18 protein-coding genes are annotated in these 23786 nt (G+C 61.7%); 14 read left to right on the top strand and 4 right to left on the bottom strand.

Translation table 11 applies throughout. From position 1 onward, the window contains the following. The first annotated feature begins 3 nt into the window (after nucleotides 1–3). The 10 genes from dmpG (at nucleotide 4) to ACYQ2U_RS13560 (ending at nucleotide 12316) form a co-directional block, all read left to right on the top strand. Complete coding sequence (dmpG, locus tag ACYQ2U_RS13605) at nucleotides 4–1032, top strand: 4-hydroxy-2-oxovalerate aldolase (protein ID WP_459950917.1); 1029 nt, start codon at nucleotides 4–6, stop codon at nucleotides 1030–1032. Then, the gene (dmpH, locus tag ACYQ2U_RS13600; RefSeq protein ID WP_459950916.1) at nucleotides 1032–1820 is read left to right on the top strand and encodes a 2-oxo-3-hexenedioate decarboxylase; all 789 of its coding nucleotides are present in this window, start codon (nucleotides 1032–1034) and stop codon (nucleotides 1818–1820) included. Before dmpG ends, dmpH begins: the two co-directional genes overlap by 1 nt. Nucleotides 1821–1830: 10 nt before the next feature. After that, the gene (locus ACYQ2U_RS13595) at nucleotides 1831–2022 is read left to right on the top strand and encodes a 2-hydroxymuconate tautomerase (protein ID WP_459950915.1); all 192 of its coding nucleotides are present in this window, start codon (nucleotides 1831–1833) and stop codon (nucleotides 2020–2022) included. A gap of 67 nt (nucleotides 2023–2089) precedes the next feature. Next, a complete protein-coding gene (locus tag ACYQ2U_RS13590; protein WP_459950914.1) occupies nucleotides 2090–3031 on the top strand; it encodes a WD40/YVTN/BNR-like repeat-containing protein in 942 nt (313 codons plus the stop codon). A 15-nt stretch (nucleotides 3032–3046) separates the two neighbouring features. Beyond that, the gene (locus tag ACYQ2U_RS13585; protein ID WP_459950913.1) at nucleotides 3047–5473 is read left to right on the top strand and encodes an efflux RND transporter permease subunit; all 2427 of its coding nucleotides are present in this window, start codon (nucleotides 3047–3049) and stop codon (nucleotides 5471–5473) included. A gap of 44 nt (nucleotides 5474–5517) precedes the next feature. After that, nucleotides 5518–7362: a DUF1302 family protein gene (locus tag ACYQ2U_RS13580; RefSeq protein WP_459950912.1), complete on the top strand. Its 1845-nt coding sequence runs from the start codon at nucleotides 5518–5520 to the stop codon at nucleotides 7360–7362. A 94-nt stretch (nucleotides 7363–7456) separates the two neighbouring features. Next, complete coding sequence (locus ACYQ2U_RS13575) at nucleotides 7457–8767, top strand: DUF1329 domain-containing protein (RefSeq protein WP_459950911.1); 1311 nt, start codon at nucleotides 7457–7459, stop codon at nucleotides 8765–8767. Between the two features lie 129 nt (nucleotides 8768–8896). Further along, entirely contained in the window at nucleotides 8897–10582 is a 1686-nt protein-coding gene (locus tag ACYQ2U_RS13570; RefSeq protein WP_459950910.1) for a methyl-accepting chemotaxis protein, read from the top strand. Between the two features lie 116 nt (nucleotides 10583–10698). Further along, on the top strand, nucleotides 10699–12000 hold the full coding sequence (locus ACYQ2U_RS13565; RefSeq protein WP_459950952.1) for a methyl-accepting chemotaxis protein: 1302 nt from the start codon (nucleotides 10699–10701) through the stop codon (nucleotides 11998–12000). A gap of 19 nt (nucleotides 12001–12019) precedes the next feature. Further along, the gene (locus tag ACYQ2U_RS13560) at nucleotides 12020–12316 is read left to right on the top strand and encodes a hypothetical protein (RefSeq protein ID WP_459950909.1); all 297 of its coding nucleotides are present in this window, start codon (nucleotides 12020–12022) and stop codon (nucleotides 12314–12316) included. 59 nt (nucleotides 12317–12375) lie between these two features. On the opposite strand, the gene typA is transcribed toward ACYQ2U_RS13560, so the two are convergent. Next, nucleotides 12376–14190 carry a translational GTPase TypA gene (gene typA, locus ACYQ2U_RS13555; RefSeq protein ID WP_459950908.1) on the bottom strand — a complete coding sequence of 605 codons (1815 nt, stop codon included), beginning with the start codon at nucleotides 14188–14190 and terminating at the stop codon, nucleotides 12376–12378. Between the two features lie 140 nt (nucleotides 14191–14330). Between typA and ACYQ2U_RS13550 the strand changes: the two genes are divergently transcribed. Continuing rightward, nucleotides 14331–15086, top strand: coding sequence for an S-methyl-5'-thioinosine phosphorylase (locus tag ACYQ2U_RS13550; RefSeq protein WP_459950907.1), 756 nt, complete (start codon nucleotides 14331–14333; stop codon nucleotides 15084–15086). A 105-nt stretch (nucleotides 15087–15191) separates the two neighbouring features. Beyond that, the gene (gene def / locus ACYQ2U_RS13545; protein WP_459950906.1) at nucleotides 15192–15725 is read left to right on the top strand and encodes a peptide deformylase; all 534 of its coding nucleotides are present in this window, start codon (nucleotides 15192–15194) and stop codon (nucleotides 15723–15725) included. A 28-nt stretch (nucleotides 15726–15753) separates the two neighbouring features. On the opposite strand, the gene ACYQ2U_RS13540 is transcribed toward def, so the two are convergent. Continuing rightward, nucleotides 15754–17406: an ATP-binding domain-containing protein gene (locus tag ACYQ2U_RS13540; RefSeq protein WP_459950905.1), complete on the bottom strand. Its 1653-nt coding sequence runs from the start codon at nucleotides 17404–17406 to the stop codon at nucleotides 15754–15756. 82 nt (nucleotides 17407–17488) lie between these two features. Between ACYQ2U_RS13540 and ACYQ2U_RS13535 the strand changes: the two genes are divergently transcribed. Beyond that, nucleotides 17489–18337 carry an NAD-dependent protein deacetylase gene (locus ACYQ2U_RS13535; RefSeq protein WP_459950904.1) on the top strand — a complete coding sequence of 283 codons (849 nt, stop codon included), beginning with the start codon at nucleotides 17489–17491 and terminating at the stop codon, nucleotides 18335–18337. 27 nt (nucleotides 18338–18364) lie between these two features. Then, entirely contained in the window at nucleotides 18365–20266 is a 1902-nt protein-coding gene (locus tag ACYQ2U_RS13530) for an ATP-binding cassette domain-containing protein (protein ID WP_459950903.1), read from the top strand. Nucleotides 20267–20297: 31 nt separating this feature from the next. On the opposite strand, the gene ACYQ2U_RS13525 is transcribed toward ACYQ2U_RS13530, so the two are convergent. Further along, complete coding sequence (locus ACYQ2U_RS13525) at nucleotides 20298–22889, bottom strand: [protein-PII] uridylyltransferase (RefSeq protein ID WP_459950902.1); 2592 nt, start codon at nucleotides 22887–22889, stop codon at nucleotides 20298–20300. A 4-nt stretch (nucleotides 22890–22893) separates the two neighbouring features. Beyond that, nucleotides 22894–23694, bottom strand: coding sequence for a type I methionyl aminopeptidase (gene map, locus ACYQ2U_RS13520; RefSeq protein WP_459950901.1), 801 nt, complete (start codon nucleotides 23692–23694; stop codon nucleotides 22894–22896). Nucleotides 23695–23786 lie beyond the last annotated feature (92 nt).

The following is a 23786-nucleotide window of genomic DNA, read 5'->3' as shown; positions in this document are numbered from 1 at the left end:
ACCATGACAGTCAAAGGCAAGAAAATCGTCGTTCATGACATGACCCTGCGCGATGGCATGCACCCCAAGCGTCATCAGATGACCCTGGAGCAGATGAAGGCCGTGGCCATGGGCTTGGATCAAGCTGGTGTGCCGCTGATCGAGGTGACACACGGCGATGGCCTGGGTGGTTCCTCCGTCAATTACGGATTCCCCGCCCACAGCGACGAGGAATATCTCTCCACCGTGATCCCCTGCCTCAAGCAGGCCAAGGTTTCTGCTCTGCTGCTGCCCGGTATCGGCACGGTGGAGCACCTCAAGATGGCCAAGGACCTGGGTGTCCATACCATTCGCGTCGCCACCCATTGCACTGAGGCCGACGTCTCCGAGCAGCACATCACCATGGCCCGTAAGCTGGATATGGATGTGGTCGGGTTCCTCATGATGGCTCACCGCAACAGTGCCGAGGGTCTAATCAGCCAAGCCAAGCTGATGGAAGGTTATGGCGCCAACTGCATTTACATCACGGATTCCGCCGGCTACATGCTCCCTGGCGAGGTCAAGGAAAAACTGGGTGCCGTACGTGCGGCGCTGAATCCGGAAACCGAACTGGGATTCCACGGCCACCACAACCTGGCCATGGGGGTGGCCAATTCCGTTGCCGCCGTGGAGGTCGGTGCCGTTCGGATCGATGCCGCAGCCGCCGGTCTGGGGGCAGGGGCCGGCAATACGCCGATGGAAGTGTTCATCGCCGTGTGCAATCGCATGGGCATCGAAACCGGCGTGGATCTTTTCAAGATGCAAGACGTGGCGGAGGACATCGTGGTGCCGATGATGGACCACCCCATTCGTTGCGACCGGGATGCCCTGACCCTGGGCTATGCCGGGGTCTATTCCTCCTTCCTGTTGTTTGCCAAGCGGGCCGAGGCCAAGTACAAGATTTCTGCCCGGGAAATCCTGATGGAACTCGGCCGGCGCGGCATGGTGGGGGGCCAGGAGGACATGATCGAGGATACCGCCATCACCATGGCGAAGGAACGGGGGCTGATCTGATGAAACTCGACCAAGCCACCATCCTCAAGCTCGCCGAGTATCTGGAGAACTGCGAGCTGAAGGCACAGGACACGCCAAAAATCACCGACGATCATCCCGAGATGGATTGGGAGGATGCCTACGCGATCCAGGATGAGATCAAGCGACGCAAAATTGCGCGGGGAAACAAGATTGTCGGCCTAAAGTGCGGCCTGACCTCCTTTGCCAAGATGAAACAGATGGGCGTCGATTCCCCCTGTTTCGGCTTCGTCACCGATTACGGTTCCGTTGCCGACGGCGGCGAAGTGAAGTGCAGCGAATTGATCCATCCCAAGGTGGAGCCTGAAATCGCCTTCGTCACGAAGAGGCCGCTCAAAGGACCGGGTTGCCATATCGGCGCCGTATTGGCGGCAACGGATTTCATCATGCCCGGCATTGAGGTGATCGATTCCCGCTACCGGGATTTCAAGTTCGATTTGAAGAGCGTCATCGCCGACAACACCTCCGCTGCCCGTTTCGTGGTGGGTGGCATGGCCATCCCGGCGGATCGCCTCGATCTACGCACCCTGGGCGTGGTCCTGGAAAAAAACGGCGAGATCGTGGCCTTGGCTTCCGGTGCCGCCGTCCTCGGCCATCCCGCTGCTGCCGTCGCCGCCCTGGCCAACCACCTGGGGGCCAAGGGAGAGGAGATCCCTGCCGGGACCTTGATTCTGTCCGGCGGCGTCACCGAGGCGGTTGCGGTCAAGCCGGGCGACCACGTTCATCTGCGCATTCAACACCTGGGCTCCGTGAGCCTGAACTTTATTTGAGGATATTCCCATGCCCGTCTGCCAAATCCACTTGATGGAAGGACGTACTCCCGAGCAAAAGCGGATGTTGATTGCCAAAGTGACTGAGGCCATCTGCAAGTCCGTCGACGTCAAGCCGGAAGGGGTGAGGATCATCATCACCGAAATGCCCAAGGAACATTTCGGGATCGCCGGGAAGTCGGCAGCGGAACAGGGACGTTAATCCCCCACGCGTAAAAAACAGCCGTCGCATTGAAAAGAAAGCGAACGGATAACAGGAGGAGTAGGAAATGAAAACCATGACGATGGCGGCGGGGATTTTGTCCCTGCTGCTGGCGGCCTGCGGCTCCGCGCCGGACATGACTGCGGTGCGGGCAGAGCAAGGCAAGCCGCTGAAGCGCTACGACGTAATACAGAGCGTGGCGGGAAATGGTGATGTCTTGGTAGCAGGGACGCAGGATGGTGCGGTGCTGCTGTCGGCCAATGGAGGCCAGAGCTGGACGCGCCGGGAGTTGGGCAGGAGTTCCCTGATCGGGCTGGCGGTGTGCCCGGACAAGGGGTTCATCGGCATCGACTTTTACCATCGGCTGTGGCAAGGAAGCCCGGACGGAACGCAATGGCAAGCAGTCGCCATCGACAAACCGCGGGTACCTCTGGCCGTGGCTTGCGACGGCAAGGGACGCTGGTGGGTGGCGGGATCGGGGGCCAAGATCGCCGTCAGCGACGACCGGGGTGCCCAGTGGCGGGTCACCGACCTGGGCGAGGATGCCCAATTCACCACCATACAAATGGTGGACGAGCGTATGGGCATCGCCCTGGGCGAATTCGGCATGGTGGTCACCACCCAGGATGGCGGCGCCACCTGGCACAAGACCGCCACCATCGGCGGCGAGTTCTACCCCTACGCCGCCCTGTTCGTGAGTGCCAACGAAGGCTGGGCCAGCGGCATCGCCGGACAAATCCTGCACACCCAGGATGGCGGCAAGACCTGGCGCAAGGACGGCAACGCCACCGGCGCCGCCCTCTACCAACTGTTCCTGCATGACGGCAAACCTACCGGCGTCGGTGCCGGCGGCACCGTGGCCCGTTACGACGGTGGCCAATGGAAGGCCATCGCCTACCCGGATGCCGTCCCCGTCTTCCTCGCTGCCGGCGCCAGTGCCGGCAAACAGAGCCTGGTCCTGGGTGGCCCCGGCGGCCTCGTGCGGGTCATCGACACCCACAAGAACTGAACAAAGGAAGAAACGATGCTGCCCCAGCTCACCCAACTGCGCAACAAGATCACCCACCGGCTCCACATCGGTGAAGAGTGGTTGTTCGCCAATCCCAAGATCGTCCTCGGCCTGATCCTGGCCGTGACCTTCCTCTTCAGCCTGGCCCTGCCCAAACTGCGGGTCTTCTCCGACTTCTCCGACCTGCTGCCGCAGAACCACCCCTACATCAAGGTGTACAACCGCATCAAGGAGAACTTCGGCGGCGCCAACATGATCATCATGGCCATCGAAGTGGAGAAGGGCACCATCTTCAACGATGAAACCCTGCACCTCATCCACGAAGCCACCCAGGGTATGGACAGCCTGCCCGGCGTCAACCACAACCTGGTCTCGTCCCTGACCCACCGCACCGCCCGCAAGGTGTATCTCTCTCCCGAAGGCGGCTTCGTCTCCGACCCCTACTACGACCCCAACCACGGCAAATACAGCGTCGCCGAACTGGAACAGATCAAGAAGGACGTCATCGCCAACCCGACCCTGTACGGCCTGCTCGTCTCCCCCGACATGAAGGCGGCCCTGATCAAGGCCCAGTTGAACGAAAGCGACGTGGACTACCCCACGACCTTCGCCGCATTGCAAAAGGTTCGCGCCGCCATCGAGAAACCCGGCCACAAGGTCTACGTCACCGGCAACCCCGTCCTCACCGGCTGGGTCTATACCTATCTGGGGCAGATCGTCCAGATCCTCGCCTATACCCTGGCCCTGTTGGCGGCCCTGCTGGTCGTCTACTTCCGCCGGCTCTACGGCATCGCCTTGCCCCTGCTGGGCATCGCCCTGTCCTCCATCTGGGGCCTCGGCTTCATGGCCTTGGTCGGTATCAATCTCGAACCCCTGTCGCTGCCCATCCCCTTCCTCATCGCCGCCCGTGCCACTTCCCATGGTGTGCAACTGGTGGTGCGCTACTACGAGGAACTGGCGGTGACCCACAACGGCAAGAGGGCGGCACGCAACGCCCTCGATGCCTTGTTCCGCCCCGGCTCCCTGGCCATCATCGTGGATGCCATCGGTATCGCCGTACTGGTGCTGGGGGCCGCGCCCTTCAACCACAAGCTGGGTATCTCTGCCGGCTTCTGGGGCTTCTCGGTCATCTTCACCGTGCACTTCATGGTGCCCCTGGCCCTCACCGTGCTGCCCCAGCCCAGAAAGATGGAGAACGCCAACCAGGGCGTGCGCAACTTCCTCGGCACCATGATGGCCAAGACCGGCGGCACCGATAGCGGCGCCCGCACCATCCTCATCCTCACCCTGGTGGGGCTGCTGGGCGCCACCTGGTTCATCGGCAAGGTTCAACTGGGCGAGTCCGAGCCGGGCAGTCCCTTGCTCCACCGCAACCACGATTACAACGTCTCCACCACCGCGATCAACCACTTGTTCCCAGGCTCGGAGGAACTCCATGTGGTGGCACGCACCGACGAGAAGGGCGGCATCAAGCGTCCCGAAGTCATGGCGGCCATCGAACGCTTCCAGGCCCACATGCTGTCCGATCCGTCCCTGGGCGGCACCAAGGCCATCCCCGGCGTGGTGCGGGTGGTGAACCGGCTGACCCATAACGACGACCCCCGCTGGATGCAACTGCCGGACTCTGCCTCCGAAGTGGGCGGCCTCATGTTCGCCTACATGGCCTCCAGCCCCATTCCCGGCGCCCTCAAGGAGTTCGTCACCGCCGACGAGGACGAGGCCAACATGGTGTTCTATTACAAGGATCACCAGGCCGAGACCATCCGCCGCATCGTGGCCCTGGCGGAAGAGGGCATCTTGGCCATCGAGAAGGATGTCCCAGGCCTGCACATCGAACTGGGTGGCGGCATCATCGGCGTCACCGCCGCGGGCAACCAGGCCCTGCACACCGACCACATGATCATCATCCCGGCGGTCATGATCATCGCCTTCCTGCTGGTCATGGCCTATTACCAGTCCCTGCACGCCGGCTGGCTGATGGTGCTGCCCATGTTGTTCGCCACCTTGCTGACCTATGCCTACATGGGGGCCGCCAACATCGGCATCAGCGTCAACACCGTACCCGTGATCGCTGTGGGGGTCGGGGTCGGCATCGACTACGCCGTGTATTTCATGGACCGGATCCGTGAGGAGATGGCCGCCACCCGCAACATCCACAAGGCCGTGATCAATGCCGTGGCCACCACCGGCTACGCCGTGTCCTTCACCGCCGCCACCCTGATTGCCGGGGTGGTGATGTGGATCTTCATGTCCGATCTGCGCTTCCAGTCCGACGCGGCGGTGTTGCTCAGTTTCATGCTGATCGTCAATGCCATCGCCGCCATGTTGATCGTGCCGGCCTGGTGCGTCGTGTTCAAACCTCACTTCGTGGTGGCCACCCACTACAACGAGGACGGTGTTCTGGAAGAAGACCTGGAAATCATTGCCAAGAAGGCCGCTTGAACGGCCCGGCTTGTTCGTAGTGCCATAACCGTGGAGGAGTCAACATGAAGAGAAAATGGAGCCGGCGCATACCGGCCACCCTGGGCCTTGCGGCCCTCCTGGGCGGGATGATCGCCATGCCCGCCTGGGCGGACGACCTGCCGTCGATGGGAGAGGACGCCTCTCCCTGGAAGGCCGATGTGTTTTATGAGAACCATACGGCCTACCGGGGCAACGGCGTCGGTCTTTCGAAGTTCCGCAATACCTTGCAAGTTGAGGCCGACAAGGGCATGGGCGATGGGTGGGGATTCCACACCGTCTTGCGCGGCACCTTCGATGGCGTCTATCGGCTCAATGACAGCAAATTCGGTGACAAGGCGGGTAGTTCCTTGGCCATGTTTGGCGCGGCTGGCAATACAGCAGCCGGGGGTGGTTTTAACTTGGCCAATAACCCGAACACGGGATTGGAAATTCTGGGTAATCGTTGGCATGACCTCGATGGCAATACGACTGCCGCAGTACCAGTTCGGCCCTGTGACGTTGATAGTCGTGGCTGTGCCGATTTCGGCGGCTACGGTAACTTGAAACGGAGTGAACTGGAAGCCCCGGAGTTCAATAGCAAGCTGGACTTTATTCGGGAAGCCTACGCCAAGAAGACCTTTGCCTTGAAGGATGGCAGCGATCTGTTCGTCAAGGTCGGTCGGCAGCAAATCGTCTGGGGACGGACGGATTTGTTCCGGGTGCTGGATGTCTTCAACCCGGTGGATTACTCCCGCAACAACATCTACGACGAGTTGCAGGACATCCGTATCCCGCTCTGGTCGGCGCAGGCCGAGTGGCGCATGGGGGGCTCCGAGACGATGCAGGATCGTAACCTGCAATTCGTCTGGAGTTTCGACCAGTTCCGCGCCAACAACCTGGGACAATGCGGATCACCCAACTCGATCCTGGACGCGGCGTGTTTATTCCGTGCCCTGAAAATGCTCTGGGATAACGGTAATACGTTGACCAATTTCGGGGACTTGGGAGGGGCCACTGGCAACTTCGCTCCCGGAATTGCTGGCATCAGAACAGTGAATCTGCCTGAATGGAAAGATGCGGGGTCTTTTGGGGTTAAGTTCGAAGGGGTAACGCAAGGGGGAACATCGTTCTCTTTGAATGCGCTGTCCTATCGTTCCCAGCTTCCTTCTCTGCGTGGTGGTAAAGGCAACACTCTGCGAGCCAGTGGGAATCCCTATCTACTTAACTTTGACATGGAATTTCCCCGTCTGACCATGGTGGGTGGTTCCTTGGATCTTCAGGCAGAAAGCATTGGGGCTGCCATCCGGCTGGAGGGCGCGTTCACCCATGGCGAAGAGTTTGCCAATACGGCGCGTCCCGAGCTGTATTCCAGCAACAACACCTTCCGTTCTGTGATCGGTATCGATCGTCCCACTTTCATTTCCTTCATCAATCCCAACCGGACAACGTTGTTGTCTGCCCAATTGTTCTATCAACACATCTACAACCACGAGATCAAGCAGGGAACAGCAGGGGTCGTCGGCATGCCCGACTGGGAAAACAACGTGATCGGCACCCTGTTGATCAAGGGCTTCATGAGTGGTGATCGGGTCAGTCCCCAGCTCATCTTGGCGCGGGACTTCCAGGCCCATGCCTGGGTGGCATCTCCCCAAGTGGAGTGGAGCGTGACCAATGACTTGAAGCTGACCTTCGGTGCCAACGTCAAAGGAAGGGACGACAACACCAGTCGCTACAAATGGGATAACACCACCAACAATGGCGCGCTGGGAACAGGTACTGCCAATGGTGGCTATGCCGGCATCGAGCCCCTGGGACGCTTCCGTGCCGGTCCCATTGGCACGGCCTTCAAGGAAAACGACATCTATTTCATGATGCGTTACAAGTTCTAAATCGCATTGGCGGAATGGGGGCGTCCATGTCTCGCAGACGACAGTATCCATGGTCGCCCTCGCTTGCAAATCGACTCATTAAGGATGTGAAAACATGAAAACCACACAACTCGTCTTGGCCATGTCCCTGCTCTTCGCCAACGGCATCACCCTCGCCGCCACCGAGGCCGACGTGGACGCCACTTTCTTTCCGTACAAGGCCGGAACCCCCAAGTTCCCCGGCCTGACCCCCGGTATGACCATCAACAAGGGTAATGTCGATCAGTTCAAGGAGGTGCTCGCTGTCGGTACCTATAAGGCAATCAAGGAGGGATGGACGGAAATCAAGGTGGGGGCGACCACCAGCTTTGATTTGTCCAAACCCTACGTGGATGCCACCCGAAAGCATCTGAACACGGCCAAGCTGGGGGCCAACAACGGCGACTTGACCGGCTATGTGGCGGGTCGTCCCTTTCCTGAGGAGCCGGATGCCAAGGATCCCCGCGCGGGCGAGAAACTGGCCTGGAATTACAAGTACGGGGTGAACTGGGGCGATAACGCCTCCATCAATCCCTTCTATTGGAAGTATCGCAATATGGCGACGGGGCAATTGGAAAAGACCATCAAGTTCGATTTCCACTTCCTCAATCTCAAGCACCGGGTGAAGGATGCGCCGGTACCCGAGGTGCCCGGCAATGCCTCCAACCTGTATCGAGCCATTTACGTCCATGTGCAGGAACCCATGGATCTGAAGAACACTCAGCTCTTGATCCAGCGCTACGACGACGATCAGAAACTGGATGATGCCTATCTGTACCTGGGCTTCCAACGCCGGGTCCGCCGTTTGGCCACCGGCCAGGTGACCGACTCCTTCCTCGGCTCCGACCTGATGATTGAGGACTTCGAGGGCTACAACGGCCGGGTGTCGGACATGAAGTGGACCTACAAGGGCACCAAGAACGTGCTGCTGCCCATGTGGAATCACAACGAGCTCAAGCTGACCGGTGACATGCCTTCAGAAAGCGACGGCTACAAGTACGTCGACTTCGGCGGCCAGGGGAGTTGCTTCTTCAACGGCAGCTATCAGTTGCGCAAGGTGTACGTGTTGGAGGCGGTACCCACCAATCCCAACCACCCCATCAGTAAGCGCGTCTTCTATATGGACAGCCAGTTACAGAACTTGAACGGCGCCGTCGAGATTTATGACCGCAAGGGAGAATTGTGGAAGATCTGGTCGGTCGGAAAGTCCCATGCCGATGCCCATCTGCCCATGAACAAGGGATCCGGCATCGGTATTGATGATGCTTTCTCCATGGTCGATGTGCAGGCAAAGCATTGCACCACGGGACAGTTCAAGGGGCAGGTGGACTATAAGCAGAATCCTCCGGCCATGTTCCAGGTGCAGTACATGCGCGGCGGCGATTAAACCCAGTCGGGGACGGCCTACATGCGGTCGTCCCCGGCATCCCAGTGATTGTTGGGATGCCAGCAATAGTCTGTCGGCCGACTCCATGGTCGCATCGATGGACTGTTGTGGATTCCATGGAGTGTATTTATGAAATTCCAGATCGAAAAGATCGGGAGGATTTTTTCCTGCTTGAGGATTTCCCACCGTATTGCCTACATCACGGTATTGTCGGTGACTTTGTATCTGATTGCCGCCACGATCGGCTGGGTAGGGCTCCAGGCGGCGAGCAATTCCCTCAAATCGGTTTACGAGGATCGGGCGGTTCCCATGCAGGATTTGGCGCAAATCGATGCCAATATCCGGGAGGATGCACTCAATCTATTGTTTGCCTTTGAAGGCGCGCCGGGTCGTCCGGCCGCCGGGTTGATGGACGATTCGATCAACACCTTGACGGAAGCCGTGCATAAGAACGAACAGCGATTCGAAACCTTGTGGCAGAAGTACTTAGTGCTCCCTCATGGCGATGAGGAAAAAAAGTTGTTGGAAGATTTTTCCGCCAAGCACCAAACCTGGTTGGCAAAGCTGAAACAGACCCTCGCCGACATCGAGGCCAGAAAGCTCAACAATCCGGAAGTGTTGGCCACCTTTTTGTATGCGGTACGGGAAGAGCGTCAGGCGGCGCTTGATAGCCTCAAACAACTGATGGCCCATCAGGCGGAGGTGGCCAGGGATGAATACCAGGCTGCCGAGGATCGATATCGACTGAGCCGTTCACTGCTGTTGTTCTTTTTCATCGCCGGCGGCGTTTTCGTTGGTCTGCCCTCGGTACTCACCTTGCGCTATATCACCCAGAGCTTGCATCATGCGGGCCAGGTTGCCTCCGCGATTGCCGCCGGTGACTTGCGCCAGGCGATCGTCGTCAGTGGCAAGGATGAGATTGGCGAACTCTTGCTCAAGCTCTCCAGTATGAGGGAAAGCCTGCACCAGCTCATTGCCCAGATTTTGTCCAATGTCGCCAGCCTGCGCCACCAGGCGACCGAGCTTTCCTTGGCCGCCGGGACCAGTGCCAAGGCCATCGAGCAGCAGTCGCTAGCGGCAAGCGCCATGGCGGACGACATGGAAAAACTCTCCGCTTCCATTGATCGCGTTGGTGACAATGCGCGCGAAGCTCATGCCGTCAGCCAGAACTCTAGCAGTCAGGCATCGGCCGGCGGTCAGATCATTTATCAGACGGCGGGTGAAATGGAGCACGTGGCGACTGCCGTCAATGTGACTGCTGGCACGATTCGGGAGCTGGAAAGCTTTTCCAAGCAGATATCAGGCATCGTTCAGGTGATCCACGAGATTGCTGACCAGACCAATCTGCTGGCTCTCAATGCCGCCATCGAGGCGGCGCGGGCCGGCGAGCAGGGGCGGGGCTTCGCGGTGGTGGCCGACGAGGTGCGGAAGCTGGCGGAGCGGACGGGGGCGTCGACACAGGAAATCGGCACCATGATCGTCAAGATACAGGAGGGCACCCAGGAAGCCGTGCGGGAGATGGAAGCCGGCGTCAGCCGAGTCACCGATGGGGTCCATCTGGCTCATCAAGCCGGGGATTCGGTCACCGCCATTCGGGATTCGGCGGATCGGGCGGCCCAGGTGGTTGCCGATATTTCCCTTGCCCTGGCCGAACAGACGACATCGGCCCGAGAAGTGGCACATCGGGTGGAAACCATCGCCCGCAGTACCGAGGAAAACAGTGCCACAGTGCAAAAGACCGCCGCCCTGGCGCAGGAGTTGGACGGTCTTTCACAGCAATTGGCCACGCTGGCTGGCCGTTTCAGGATTGCATAGTCATGGCGGTAGCGAGACTCTATTGGATGGTCTGCCTACTGGTGGGATTGTCGATGGCCGCGTATGGCGCTTGGCCCGCAAGTGACGGTGAGTACGGACTCATGGTCTTGTCGGGCATGCTCCTGGGGGCCGGCGGCATTGGCTGGATCGGCAACGTGGGGCTCCGCCGCCCTGTGATTGCCGATGGTGGGCAGGATGGCGACGGTGTTCACCAGGAAAGCCTTTTGTTTCTGGGGAGAAAGTGTCGGACCTTGATTATCGACAACGCCACCCTTGTTTCCCGTTTCACCCAGGTTATGAGCGTAGGGGAAGGGTTGTTCGGCAATGTGAATTCGGTGAGGGATACGACGGCAGGGGTCATCGCCGATAACGCGGTAGTGGCCGGGGCGGCGGAAGCCCTTAAGCAAAGCGTGCAGGAAGTGGGTGATCTGGCGATTCAAGGCTGTCAGCAGGTGAAAAGCGCAATGGAAGCCGTGAATCGGGTGGACCAATCGGTTGCGGAGACGGAACGGGAGTTCGGTGATGTGGTCGTGAGTTCCCAGAGCATCGGTTCCGCCGTCAGCATCATCCAGGACATTGCTGGACAGACCAATTTGTTGGCCCTGAACGCGGCGATCGAAGCCGCCAGGGCAGGGGAGGCGGGGCGTGGCTTTGCCGTGGTGGCGGACGAGGTGCGCAAATTGGCTGAGCGGACGGCGGTGGCGACGGTGGATATTCAAGCGATGATCGAGCGGATTGTGAGTAGCACTGGCACGGTGAACGAGCAATTAGCCATGTCCCGTCAGGCGGTGGCCAGTTCGGTGGCATTGGCGTCGAAGGCGGCTGCGGTCATGGAGGCGATGCAAGCACGATCCTTGGGGGCTGTTGATGCCGCCGACGGCATCGTTGCTGCGTCGTCGCGCCAAGTGGCGTTGGGGGAGCGGCTCAAGTCAGTCACTGACGCCTGCGTCCAGGGTACGGACGACATGCGTGCTGCCGTCCAATCCTGCAATGCGCTGTTGCGTCAAATGTCCCGCATGGTCGAGGAGGTCAAGGATGATGCGGCTGCGCTGACCTCGGCCATGCCCATGGTTGAAAGACTGCTCGATGGCGTTGAGGAAATCCGGGCCAACAATGTCCTGGTGATGAATGCACAGACGGTGGACGAGGCCGGCCAGGCCGTCATTCGGGCGCGGGAGATCGACAAGCGTAACGAGGAAATCCTGGCCGATTTTCGTGCTGCGCCGGCACCCGCATCAGATGAACTTTGGCGGTGCTACGAGGAGTGGCGCAACCATTGGCAGGCGGCGCAGGATTTGGCCTTGAAGGGCGAGTTTTCCCAAGTGCGCGTTCTTGTGCCCAAACGCGTGCGTCCCGCCTACGATGCCCTCAAGGCATCCCTTGACCGCTTGTGCGGCGAAGCCGGCGTTGTTGTCTGAGCGAGGAAAGGAGTAGACCATGAGCGACGACCACGCGGTGGGCGATCAGGCGGTGATGCAGGAAATGATGCGGGTCATGATGGCCCATCATTTTTCCCTGCGGGTTGCCGTGACGGCCTTGATCAGGACCCATCCCGCCGCCGGAGAGGCATTGGCCCATTTTGACGATATTGCCGAAACCTTGCGTACGGCCTTGCTCAATTCCGCCTGGAGCGAGGAGCGGATCGAGGAGTTCGAGCGGGATCTGGCTGGTTTGCGCAAGGATTTCACCTTGGCCAATTCGGTGCGCGAACACTACCGTTCAAAGCCGGCCTGAAAGCGAAAAGCCCGAGCTATTGCCCGGGCTTTTCGTCCTTGATCGGCTGTTCCCGAACTTTATGCTTCGGCGCGAACCGCGCGCTTGCGCTCGTGTTCCTTCAGGTGACGCTTGCGCAGACGGATGGACTTGGGCGTGATCTCCACCAGTTCGTCGTCGTCGATGAATTCCACGGCGGACTCCAGGGTCAGCTTGATCGGCGTGGTCAGACGCACGGCTTCGTCGGTGCCGGAGGCGCGCACGTTGGTCAGCTTCTTGCCCTTGATGGGGTTCACCACCAGGTCGTTGTCGCGGCTGTGGATGCCGATGATCATGCCTTCGTACAGCTTGTCGCCGGGGCTGACGAACATGCGGCCGCGGTCTTCCAGGTTCCACAGAGCGTAGGCCACGGCTTCGCCGTCTTCCTGGGAGATCAGCACGCCGTTGTGGCGGCCGGGAAGATCGGGCTTGACGGGCTTGTAGTCGTCAAAGATGTGGCTCATGAGACCGGAGCCGCGGGTCATGGTCATGAAGTCGGACTGGAAGCCGATCAGGCCTCGGGCAGGGATATGGTATTCAAGACGGGTACGGCCCTGACCATCGGATTCCATATTGGTCAGTTCGCCACGACGACGGCCCAGTTCTTCCATGACGCCACCTTGGTGGCTGTCTTCCAGGTCGATAGTGAGGTTTTCGTAGGGCTCGCACTTTTCGCCGTTGATTTCCTTGAACACCACGCGGGGCTTGGCCACGGCGATTTCGAAGCCTTCGCGACGCATGTTTTCTAGAAGGATGGTCAAGTGCAGTTCGCCACGGCCGGAAACGCGGAACACGTCAGAGTCGGCGGTGTCTTCAACGCGCAGGGCAACGTTGGTCAGCAGTTCCTTGGTCAGGCGGTCGCGAATCTGACGGCTGGTGACGAACTTGCCTTCGGTACCGGCCAGGGGGCTGGAGTTCACCATGAAGTCCATGGTCAGGGTGGGCTCGTCCACGGTCAGCATGGGCAGGCCGACGGGATTGTCCTTGTCGGCGATGGTGACGCCGATGCCGATGTCTTCGATGCCGGAAATGATGATGATGTCGCCGGCTTCGGCTTCGGGCACTTCAACCCGGTCCAGGCCACGGAAGCCCAGTACCTGGTTGATACGGCCGCTGGCCACTTGGTTCTCGTGGTTCATCACCACCACGGACTGGCCGGGCTTGATGCGGCCATTCAGCACGCGACCAACGCCCAGGCGACCGGTGTAGGTGGAGTAGTCCAGTGCGGCGATCTGCAATTGCAGGGGGGCGTTGGCATCACCAGGAGGGGGCGGTACGTGGGACAACACGGTTTCAAACAGGGGCACCATGTCACTGGATTCGGTCTTCAGGTCCAGCTTGGCGAAGCCGTTGAGGCCGGAGGCGTAGACGATGGGGAAGTCCAGCTGTTCGTCGGTGGCGCCCAGCTTGTCGAACAGGTCGAAGGTCTGGTCCACCACCCAGTCGGGACGGGCGCCGGGACGGTCCACCTTGTTGATCACGACGATGGGGCGCAGGCCTTGGGCCAGGGCCTTCTTGGTCACGAAGCGGGTCTGGGGCATGGGGCCTTCCACGGCATCCACCAGCAGCAGCACGCCGTCCACCATGCCGAGCACGCGCTCCACTTCACCGCCGAAGTCGGCGTGGCCCGGGGTGTCCACGATGTTGATGTGGGTGCCGTTGTAGTCGATGGCGGTGTTCTTGGCCAGGATGGTGATGCCCCGTTCCTTTTCCAGGTCGTTGCTGTCCATGACCCGTTCGTCCACTTGCTGGTTGTCACGGAAGGTGCCGGATTGGCGCAGCAGTTGGTCAACCAGGGTGGTCTTGCCGTGGTCCACGTGGGCGATAATGGCAATATTGCGTAGGGCGCGAGACATGGGGAAATCCTGTAATGGGTATGCTGGTGAGGCACCGGAGCGGGATGGGAAGAAAAATGCTGCGGTGCGAAAAATGAGGCGCGCATTCTACCATGGCTAGCACACCCTCGCAGCCGAAAAATTCTTGGAGAGACAAATAGATGCTGGCAGTGATCGGTGGTAGCGGTTTGACTCAATTGGCCAATCTGGAAGTGGACCGGCGGGAGGTGGTGCGTACCCCCTGGGGTGACCCTTCCGGCCCCCTGACTTTTGGTCGTATCGGCGGGCAATCGGTGGTTTTTTTGGCCCGGCACGGTTACGGCCACAGCATTCCTCCCCATCGCGTGAATTATCGGGCCAATATCTGGGCCCTGACCCGGGAAGCGGGGGCCAATCGCATCGTTTCCGTGGCCTCGGTGGGCAGTATCCGCAAGGACCTGGGACCGGGGCAACTGGTGATTCCCCACCAGATCATCGACTACACCTGGGGCCGGGATTCGAGCTTTTTCGAGGGCGGCGAGGGCCAGGTGGTGCATGTGGACTTCACCCATCCCTACAGCGAGGAAGTCCGTAGCGAGTTGCTGCGGGCGGCGGAGGTAGCGGGGGTTTCGGTTCTGGAGGGCGCGGTTTACGCCGCCACCCAGGGCCCCCGGCTGGAGACGGCGGCCGAGATCAATCGCTTGGAGCGGGATGGTGCGGATATCGTCGGCATGACCGGCATGCCCGAAGCGGTGCTGGCACGGGAGTTGGAAATCCCCTATGCCGCCGTTTGCGTGGTGGCCAACTGGGCGGCTGGCCGCGCCGATAGCGCTGAAGGAATCCGTTTTTCCGATATCGAGGCCGTGTTGCAGGGCGCCTTGGGGCAGGTGCGGCAGGTCGTCGCCGGCTTGTGCACCGAGGAATTTTGTCCGACTTGACGTCGGGTCTTGGCGTCACCCCCTTGAGGATTTGCGCTGACCCGGTGGACGCGAGAGGCGGCGGAGGCTGGACCGCTGAGGCAAAGGAATAGGCGGAGGAAAATCATGATTCATCCCATTCTGCGCATGGGCGACCCCCGTCTGTTGCGGATTGCCGAGCCGGTAAGTGACTTCGGTAGCGACGAACTGCTGCGCTTGGTGGCAGACATGGAGGACACCATGCGGGAAGCCGGTGGCGTGGGCTTGGCCGCTCCCCAGATCGGGGTCAATCGGCGGTTGGTGATTTTCGGTTTCGAACACAGCGAGCGCTATCCCGACGCCCCCGCCGTGCCCTATACCGTGCTCATCAACCCGGTACTGACGCCCATTGGCGATGAACGGGAAGCGGGATGGGAAGGCTGTCTCTCGGTGCCCGGCCTGCGTGGTTGGGTGCCCCGCTGGGAGCGCCTGCGCTACGCCGGTTGCGATGTGTTCGGCAAGCCCATCGAGCGGGAGGTGGAGGGCTTTCATGCCCGGGTGGTGCAACATGAGTGCGACCACCTGGACGGCATCCTCTATCCCATGCGGGTGGAGGATTTTCGCCGTTTTGGTTTCACCGAGGAACTTTTTCCCGAGGGTTTGTCAGGCGGGGACGATTAAGCTTGGCTTCGTCCCGTGATTTAGTGCCTCAGTCCAGGCGCGCCAGTAATTGCTCGGCAGCCCGGTCGGAAATCACCAGCACCAGTTTCATCATGGCCCGCGTGGCGCCGACGAAGAGCTTGCGCAGGGCTTTGTCGTCGAGGCTCTCGAAGTCGATTTCCGCCAGGATCACCGCTGGTGCCGATTGTCCCTTGAAGCGATACACCGATTCCATCAGCACGTCGCCGTCGTTATAGATGGGCTGGCCGAGCAGGTCGTATTTGCCGGTGAAGGTTTTCAGCGTGTTGGCGCCGAGCCGGTCGTGGCGCAGCAGATGGGAGTTCTCCCGGCCCCGGTAGCTGAGCAGGGCCAGATCCGACTTGCGGAAGCCGGCGGAATAGCAGCGGCGGATGGCCTCCTTCACTTGTTGCAGCATGGCGGCGGAGTCGGCATAGGTGAGGATGTCCACCTCCTCGCCGGCAAAGGGGGAGGCGGCTTCAATACCCTGCGGGTAGGCCTCCTGGGGGAGCAGGGCGTTGAGCAACCTGACCACCGGACGTGGGCAGCGATAGTTGGTGTCGGCGCGCAATCCCACCCATTCCGGCAGGGCAGCGGCGGGGCGGTCGTAGAGGTTCTGCAAGGGATCTTCCAACCAGAGCAGACGGCCGTCGGGCCGTAGGTGGCGCAGCAGGGTATCGCGCCAGGGGATGGAAAAATCCTGGCCCTCGTCGATGATCAGACTGTCGCACCGCAGGGCATCGGGCACCGCCAGGATGGCCGCCTGTTCCGCCAGACGCTGGAAGGCGTCGGGTTGGCTGAAGTCCGGGGTGATGCCGTGGTGTCGTAGCAGACGGTCGCACAGGGTGTGGAAGGTACAGACCAGACCGCCTTCGGGGACGACGCGGGAGAAATGATCGGCCAAGGGCCGGTTGAAGCAGACGTACAGGGGCTGTTGGCCGGCCGCCAGGGCCGCTTGGTACTCGGCCAGGGCCAGTTGGGTTTTGCCGGAACCGGCGGTGCCGGTGACCCGCAGGCGGAAAGGCGTCATTTCCAACTGCCGTGCCCAGTGGGCGAGGCCGCCGGCAACCCGGGTCACCAGGCTGCGGGCCTGGCCCATCAGGGCGCTGACGTCCGGTTGCAGTTGAATCACGTCCTGGAGGAACTGGTGCACCGCCTTGGCCTGGGGTCCGGGCGCCGAGTCGGCGGAAGCGGGCAGGATCTGGCGGATTTTCGCCACCAACTGTTCCCGGCGGGTGCTGTCCACGATCCGTTCTGGCGCAAGGCCGGCGGTGTGGGGATGCTTGACCGCGTAGTCGGGGCAGTAGAGCAGGGTGTCCACCATCACCTCGGCGCAGCCGGCGCGCTGGCGCAGTTTGCCGACCAGGTGGTCGCGGCTGCGGGCCATCTGTACCGCCACGGGCTTGGGTTTGCCGCCGTAACGCTTGATCAGGCCCTCGGCGGTTTCGTCGAGAAAACCGCTTTTCTGCTCGATCAGCAGCAGGTTGCCGGCGGGATTGACGACGACGAAGTCGATTTCGCCAAACACGGCATAGCCCCGTTCGATGTTGGTCCAATGCACGGCGTGGTACACCGTGTAGGCATCGGGGAGGCCGGCGGCGAGCAGCGCCAGGGTTTCGATTTCCCGTTGGGCGGCGCCGGTCACCGTCAACTCGCGCCAGCCGTCGGGAAGTATGTGGGCCATGGTGGTCGGTGAGGGGAAGAAGAGGCGAATGGTAACGGATGGAGGCGGGTATCATGCCGCCTCTTCACGGTGGGAGATAGGGATGGGCGGAGACGAGGGGGCAGCCTTGTCGGCATTGGCCGACTTCGTGCGCACTCATCCCCGTCTGTTCGTCTTGACCGGCGCGGGATGTAGTACCGCTTCGGGGATTCCCGACTATCGGGATGCCGCCGGGCAATGGAAGCGCCGCCAGCCGGTCAACCACCAGGATTTCATTGCTTCCGCCGCGGTGCGCCAGCGTTACTGGGGGCGCAGTCTGTTGGGCTGGCCCACTTTGGGCGATGCGCGGCCCAATGCCGCCCATGAGGCCCTGGCCCGTCTGGAGGCGATGGGGCACGTTGAATGCGTGCTGACCCAGAATGTGGATGGCTTGCACCAGAAGGCCGGCAGCCAGCGGGTGCGCGAGTTGCACGGCAGTATTGCCGAGGTGGTGTGCCTGGGTTGCGGACGGATCACCGCCAGGCGAGATTTGCAGGCCCGCCTGGCGCTGGACAACGCCTGGTTGTTGGCGGAGGCCGCCGCCCAGGCCCGCAGTGCGCCGGACGGCGACGCGGATGTGGAAACGGATTTTTCCTCGGTGGTGGTGCCGGCCTGCGAAAATTGCGGTGGCGTGCTCAAGCCCCATGTGGTGTTCTTCGGCGATACCGTGCCGAAAAGCCTGGTGGACGCAGCGATGCGCACCCTGGCCCAGGCCGATGCCCTGCTGGTGGCGGGCTCCAGCCTGATGGTGTATTCCGGCTATCGTTTCTGCCTCAAGGCGGCGGAACTGGGCAAACCCATCGCGGCCGTGAATCTTGGCCGGACCCGGGCCGACGATCTGTTGGCGCTGAAGCTGGCAGAGCCCTGCGACCATGCCCTGCCGGGGCTGCTCATTCGCTTGGGCGTTGAATAACCTTTACCCATTGAAGAACGGAACATCGTGAGTTTGATTGCCTCCCTTTCCAATGCCTGTCTTGCCTTCGGTCACGTGGCGCTGCTCGACCATACGGAATTGCAATTGCACGCCGGCGAACGGGTGGCCCTGATCGGCCGTAATGGCACTGGCAAGTCCAGTTTGCTCAAGGCCCTGGCCGGCGAGGCCCACTTGGACGATGGCGAGGTTTGGCGGGCGGCCGGCATTCGTGTCGCCCACGTACCCCAGGAACCGAACTTCGATCCGGCCAGTGCGGTGTTCGATGCCGTGGTCTCCCAGGCTGGCGGGGCTGCCCAGTTGTTGCGGGATTATCACCGCCTGATTCATGCGGCCGGCGACGACCCGGGGCAGCTCGACAAGCTGCACGAAGTCCAGAACGCCCTTGATGCCTCGGGCGGCTGGGCGGTGGAGGCGAGGATCAGCCGGGTGCTGGAAACCCTCAAGCTGCGGGAGGACGCCCTGGTGGGCAGCCTCTCCGGCGGTGCCAAGAAACGCCTGGCCCTGGCCTGCGCTTTGGTGGGCGAGCCGGATCTGCTGTTGCTGGACGAGCCGACCAACCATCTGGACGTGGATGGCATCCTCTGGCTGGAGGAATTGTTGCTGGGCTTTGCCGGCAGCGTGCTGTTGATCACCCATGACCGCCGCTTCCTGGATCGGGTGGCGACCCGCATCGTGGAACTGGACCGGGGCAAGTTGGCGAGTTTTCCCGGCAACTACAGCCAGTACCAGGAGCGCAAGAGCCAATTATTGGTGGCAGAGGAAAAAGCCAATGCCCGCTTCGACAAGCTATTGGCCCAGGAGGAGATCTGGATCCGCAAGGGGGTCGAGGCCCGTCGTACCCGCAGCGTCGGCCGCATTGCCCGCCTGGTGGATATGCGCAAGGAGCGGGCCGAGCGGCGCAATCGGCTGGGACAGGTGGAGTTACAGGTGGACAAGGGCGAGGCCTCGGGGCAATTGGTGGCCGAACTCAGCCATGTCAGCAAGCACTACGAAGGTCGCGCCATCGTCGAGGATTTTTCCTGCCGCATCCTGCGCGGCGACAAGATCGGCCTGATTGGCCCCAATGGCGCCGGCAAGAGCACCCTGATCAAGCTGATTCTGGGCGAAGTTGCTCCTGACAGCGGCCAGGTCCGATTGGGGACCCGGCTGACCATCGCCTATTTCGACCAGATGCGGGCCCAGTTGAACGAGGAGGCCACCCTGGCCGACACCATCAGTCCCGGCTCGGAATACGTCGAGATCGGCGGCAAGCGCAAGCACGTGATCGGTTATCTGGGGGAGTTTCTTTTCGCTCCGGAACGGGCTCGTTCGCCGGTGCGCACCCTGTCCGGTGGCGAACGCAATCGACTGTTGCTGGCCCGTTTGTTCGCTCAACCCGCCAATCTGATCGTGCTCGACGAACCCACCAACGACCTGGACATCGAGACCCTGGAACTGCTGGAAGAACTGATGCAGGACTACCCGGGGACTTTGCTGCTGGTCAGCCATGACCGGGCTTTCCTGGACAATGTGGTGACCCAAACCATCGCCTTCGAGGGGGGTGGCCGCTGGAAGGAGTATGTCGGTGGTTACGCCGACTGGGAGCGGATGCGCCCCGTTGCCGCTGCCGAAACCAAGTCGCTGGCCAAGGGGGCGGAAACACCGTCCGCCGCCAAGCCGGTCGTCAAGCCCAAGGCCAAGTCGGGCTTGAGCTACAAGGAACAGAAGGAATTGGACGCCTTGCCGGACCGGATCGCCGCCTTGGAGGCCGAACAGCAGACCATCGGCGAACGGCTGGCGGACGGCAGCGTCTATCGGGATGCGCCGGCCGAGGCCAAGGCCCTCGGCGAACGCTCTCAGGCCCTGGAGGCCGAGCTGCTGGCGGCCCTGGAGCGGTGGGAGCAGTTGGAGCAGAGGGCCGCAGGCTAGGGCGCTACAGCGCTATAGGGCGGGGCACCGCTCACACCTGGAGGGCGGCCAACAGCTCCTGTTCCAGTTTGACCAGGGGCGCGGATTTCTCCAATTCCTTGCCCGAGATCAGGAACATGTCCTCCACCCGCTCGCCCAGGGTGTTCACCCGGGCCGTGTGCAAGTTGATGTGGTGCTGCGCCAGTAGGTAGGCGATGGTGTACAGCAGGCCGGGACGATCGGCGGCGGTGATGGCCAGGGCGTAGCGGTTGCCCTTGTCGTCGGCGCGGATGCTGACTTCCGGCGGGATGGGGAAATGCTTGACCTGGCGGGTCAGCCGGCCCCGGGCCGGAGCTTCCAAGGGTGGTTGTGCCTTGAGCAGTTCCACCAGCTCGTGCTCGATGAGGGCGATCATGTCCCGGTAGGGTAGGTGTTCCTGGGCATCGAGCAGGACGAAGCTGTCCAGGGCGTAACCATGCTTGGTGGTGTGGATCTTGGCGTCCACGATGGAATAGCCGTAGCGGGAGAAGAAACCGCAGAGGCGGGCGAACAAGTCCGGTTGGTCAGGCACGTAGGCCATGACTTGCAGGCCCTCGCCGATGGGAATGAGCCGGGCCTTGACCACGGGTTCCGGGCTGTCCACCCGGTAGTAGAGGGTACGGGTGTGCCAGGCGATTTCGTCGGCATCGTGGCGTAGGAAATAGGTGGTGTCCAGCCGTTGCCAGAGCTCGTTTTCGATGCCGCTGCGCAGGCCCCGCATGCGCAGCTGGGTCAGGGCTTCCTGCTGGTGGGGCGGGATACCGGTGGCGGACAGCTGGCCCGGCGGATTGCCTTGCAGCACGCTGCGGGCGCCGCGGAACAGGTCTTCCAGCAGCTTGCCCTTCCAGGCATTCCAGACCTTGGGGCTGGTGCCGCGGATGTCGGCCACGGTGAGCAGATACAGGGCAGTGAGCTGGCGCTCGTTCTTGACCATGGCGGCGAAAGCGGTGACGACCTCCGGGTCGCCCACGTCCTGTTTCTGGGCGATGGCGGACATGGTCAAGTGCTGCTCCACCAGGAACACCACCAGGTCGGCGTCTTCGCCCTCGATGCCGTGCTCTGCGCAGAACTGGCGGGCGTCGGACATACCTTCCTTGGAGTGGTCGCCGCCACGCCCCTTGGCGATGTCGTGGAACAGGGCGCCGATGTAGAGCAGCCAAGGGCGCTCGAAGGCGGAAAACAGCCGGGAACAGAGCGGGTATTCGTGGGCGAACTCGGCCATGGCGAAGCGCCGCAGGTTGCGGATGACCTGCATGATGTGCTGATCCACGGTGTATACGTGGAACAGGTCGTGCTGCATCTGGCCGACGATGCGGCCGAAGGCGGGCAGGTAGCGGCCGAGAATGTCGTACTTGTTCATCCGCCGCAGTTCGCGGATCAGATGGCGCTGCTGGAACAGCTTGAGGAACAGGGCCCGGTTGGCCGGGTCGGCGCGGAATTCGTCGTCGATGCGGTTGCGGGCCCGCCACAGGGCGCGCAGGGTACGGCTGGTCATGCCCACCAGCTCGTTGCGTTGCTCCAGGATCAGGAAACTCTTGAGCAGGGTGGCCGGATGGGTCTGGAACAGCTTGGTGTCGCGGATGTCCAGTCGGTCGCGCAATACCTGGAAGTGTTCGTCGATGACCAGGGGCGGGGTGGGCGGGTGCTTGATCAGGCGCACGCCGAAGTTTTGCAGGACGAGGGTATTGATCTGGGTGACCAGTTTGGCGTTGCGGTAATAGCGCTGCATCAACACTTCCGACGCGCGTTTGGTTTCCGTCCGCTCGAAGCCCATGGCCTGGGCCAGGGCTTCCTGGTAGTCGAACAGCAGCCGTTCTTCCTTGCGCTTGAGCAGCAGGTGCAGGCGGATCCGCAGATGGTTGAGGAAGCGCTCGGCATGGGCCAGTTGCTGGGCCTCTTCCCGGGTCAGCAGGTCCTCCAGCACCAGTTCGTCCCAGGTCGTGCCCAGGTAGGCGGCCTTGGCCACCCAGAGGATGATTTGCAGGTCGCGCAGGCCGCCGGGGCTTTCCTTGCAGTTGGGCTCCAGGCTGAAGGGGGTGTCCTGGTAGCGGGAGTAGCGTTCTTCCTGCTCCAGTTGCTTGGCCTTGAAAAAGTCGCCCGGTTCAAGGGATTCGGCCAATTGCTGCACCAGTTGGTCGTACAGCACCTTGTCGCCGGTGAGATAACGGGCTTCCAGCAGGGCGGTCTGGACGGTGATGTCCTTGTCGGCCTCGGCCTTGCATTCCGAGGGGGAACGTACGCTGTGGCCCACGTCCAGGCCCATGTCCCAGAACAGGCCCACCAACTGCTCGAGTCGGGGCTCCGTGGCCGGGTCGAAGCCCTCGGGCGTGAGCAGCAGCAGGTCCACGTCGGAGGCGGGAAAGAGTTCACCGCGTCCATAGCCGCCCACAGCCACCAGGGCCAGATGGGCCGGCATGGCCAATTGTTGCCATAGGTCCGTCAGGGTGGTATCCACCAGCTTCGCCCGGCCCCGCAACAGGGCCTGGTCGTCTTCGTTGTCGCGATAGGCGGCGATCAGGGCGGCCATGGCATCCTGGAGACGATTGCGGCACTGGCCGGCCAGGGTCCGGCACAGGTCGCCGCTGGGGGCGAGGACTTGGCTCATGGCTTCAGGCGCCGAAGTCGGGTTTCGGCGGTGCGCCGGCGGACTGGGTCAGGACCTCATAGCCGCTGTCGGTGACCAGGATGGTGTGTTCCCACTGGGCCGACAGGCTGCGGTCCTTGGTGACGATGGTCCAGCCGTCGGCCAGCTCGGAAATGGCGGCCTTGCCGGCGTTGATCATGGGCTCGATGGTGAAGATCATGCCCGGTTCGAGCACGACGCCGGTGCCGGCCTTGCCGTAGTGGAGCACCTGGGGGTCCTCATGGAAGCTGCTGCCGATGCCGTGGCCGCAGAATTCCCGCACCACGGAAAACCCCTGGCTTTCCGCGTAGCGCTGGATGGCGGCGCCGATGTCGCCCAGGTGACCGCCCGGCTTGACCTGTTCGATGCCCTTCCACATGCACTCATAGGTCACTTTGCACAGTCGCTTGGCCAGGATGGAGGCTTCGCCGGCGATGAACATGCGGCTCGAATCGCCGTGCCAGCCATCCTTGATGGTGGTGATGTCCAGATTGACGATGTCGCCCTTCTTCAGGGGGCGGTCGTTGGGGATGCCGTGGCAGACCTGGTGGTTGATGGAGGTGCAGATGGACTTGGGATAGGGGGTGTAGCCCGGCGGGGCGTAGTTGAGCGGCGCGGGAACGCAGCCTTGGACATTCACCATGTAGTCATGGCAGAGGCGGTCCAATTCTTCAGTGGTGGTGCCGGGTTGGACGAAGGGGGTGATGTAGTCGAGGACTTCGCCGGCAAGACGGCAGGCGAGACGCATTTTTTCGATTTCTTCAGGGGTTTTTAGGGAAATTCCCATGATGTTCCGCAGTTTCTGGTTGGGTTCGCCATTCTACGCAGCCCCCTGGCAAAGCGCCAGAAAGGCCCGTCAGGGCAAGAAAGTGCTGCAAA

This window comes from Denitratisoma sp. agr-D3 (assembly GCF_054658675.1).
This window is presented reverse-complemented; position numbering and strand designations above follow the sequence as displayed.

Bases quoted from the DNA above. Each gene is read 5' to 3' on its own strand.
- dmpG (WP_459950917.1), top strand. From the start codon at position 4: ATGACAGTCAAAGGCAAGAAAATCGTCGTTCATGACATGACCCTGCGC.
- dmpH (WP_459950916.1), top strand. From the start codon at position 1,032: ATGAAACTCGACCAAGCCACCATCCTCAAGCTCGCCGAGTATCTGGAG.
- ACYQ2U_RS13595 (WP_459950915.1), top strand. From the start codon at position 1,831: ATGCCCGTCTGCCAAATCCACTTGATGGAAGGACGTACTCCCGAGCAA.
- ACYQ2U_RS13590 (WP_459950914.1), top strand. From the start codon at position 2,090: ATGAAAACCATGACGATGGCGGCGGGGATTTTGTCCCTGCTGCTGGCG.
- ACYQ2U_RS13585 (WP_459950913.1), top strand. From the start codon at position 3,047: ATGCTGCCCCAGCTCACCCAACTGCGCAACAAGATCACCCACCGGCTC.
- ACYQ2U_RS13580 (WP_459950912.1), top strand. From the start codon at position 5,518: ATGAAGAGAAAATGGAGCCGGCGCATACCGGCCACCCTGGGCCTTGCG.
- ACYQ2U_RS13575 (WP_459950911.1), top strand. From the start codon at position 7,457: ATGAAAACCACACAACTCGTCTTGGCCATGTCCCTGCTCTTCGCCAAC.
- ACYQ2U_RS13570 (WP_459950910.1), top strand. From the start codon at position 8,897: ATGAAATTCCAGATCGAAAAGATCGGGAGGATTTTTTCCTGCTTGAGG.
- ACYQ2U_RS13565 (WP_459950952.1), top strand. From the start codon at position 10,699: ATGCTCCTGGGGGCCGGCGGCATTGGCTGGATCGGCAACGTGGGGCTC.
- ACYQ2U_RS13560 (WP_459950909.1), top strand. From the start codon at position 12,020: ATGAGCGACGACCACGCGGTGGGCGATCAGGCGGTGATGCAGGAAATG.
- typA (WP_459950908.1), bottom strand. From the start codon at position 14,190: ATGTCTCGCGCCCTACGCAATATTGCCATTATCGCCCACGTGGACCAC.
- ACYQ2U_RS13550 (WP_459950907.1), top strand. From the start codon at position 14,331: ATGCTGGCAGTGATCGGTGGTAGCGGTTTGACTCAATTGGCCAATCTG.
- def (WP_459950906.1), top strand. From the start codon at position 15,192: ATGATTCATCCCATTCTGCGCATGGGCGACCCCCGTCTGTTGCGGATT.
- ACYQ2U_RS13540 (WP_459950905.1), bottom strand. From the start codon at position 17,406: ATGGCCCACATACTTCCCGACGGCTGGCGCGAGTTGACGGTGACCGGC.
- ACYQ2U_RS13535 (WP_459950904.1), top strand. From the start codon at position 17,489: ATGGGCGGAGACGAGGGGGCAGCCTTGTCGGCATTGGCCGACTTCGTG.
- ACYQ2U_RS13525 (WP_459950902.1), bottom strand. From the start codon at position 22,889: ATGAGCCAAGTCCTCGCCCCCAGCGGCGACCTGTGCCGGACCCTGGCC.
- map (WP_459950901.1), bottom strand. From the start codon at position 23,694: ATGGGAATTTCCCTAAAAACCCCTGAAGAAATCGAAAAAATGCGTCTC.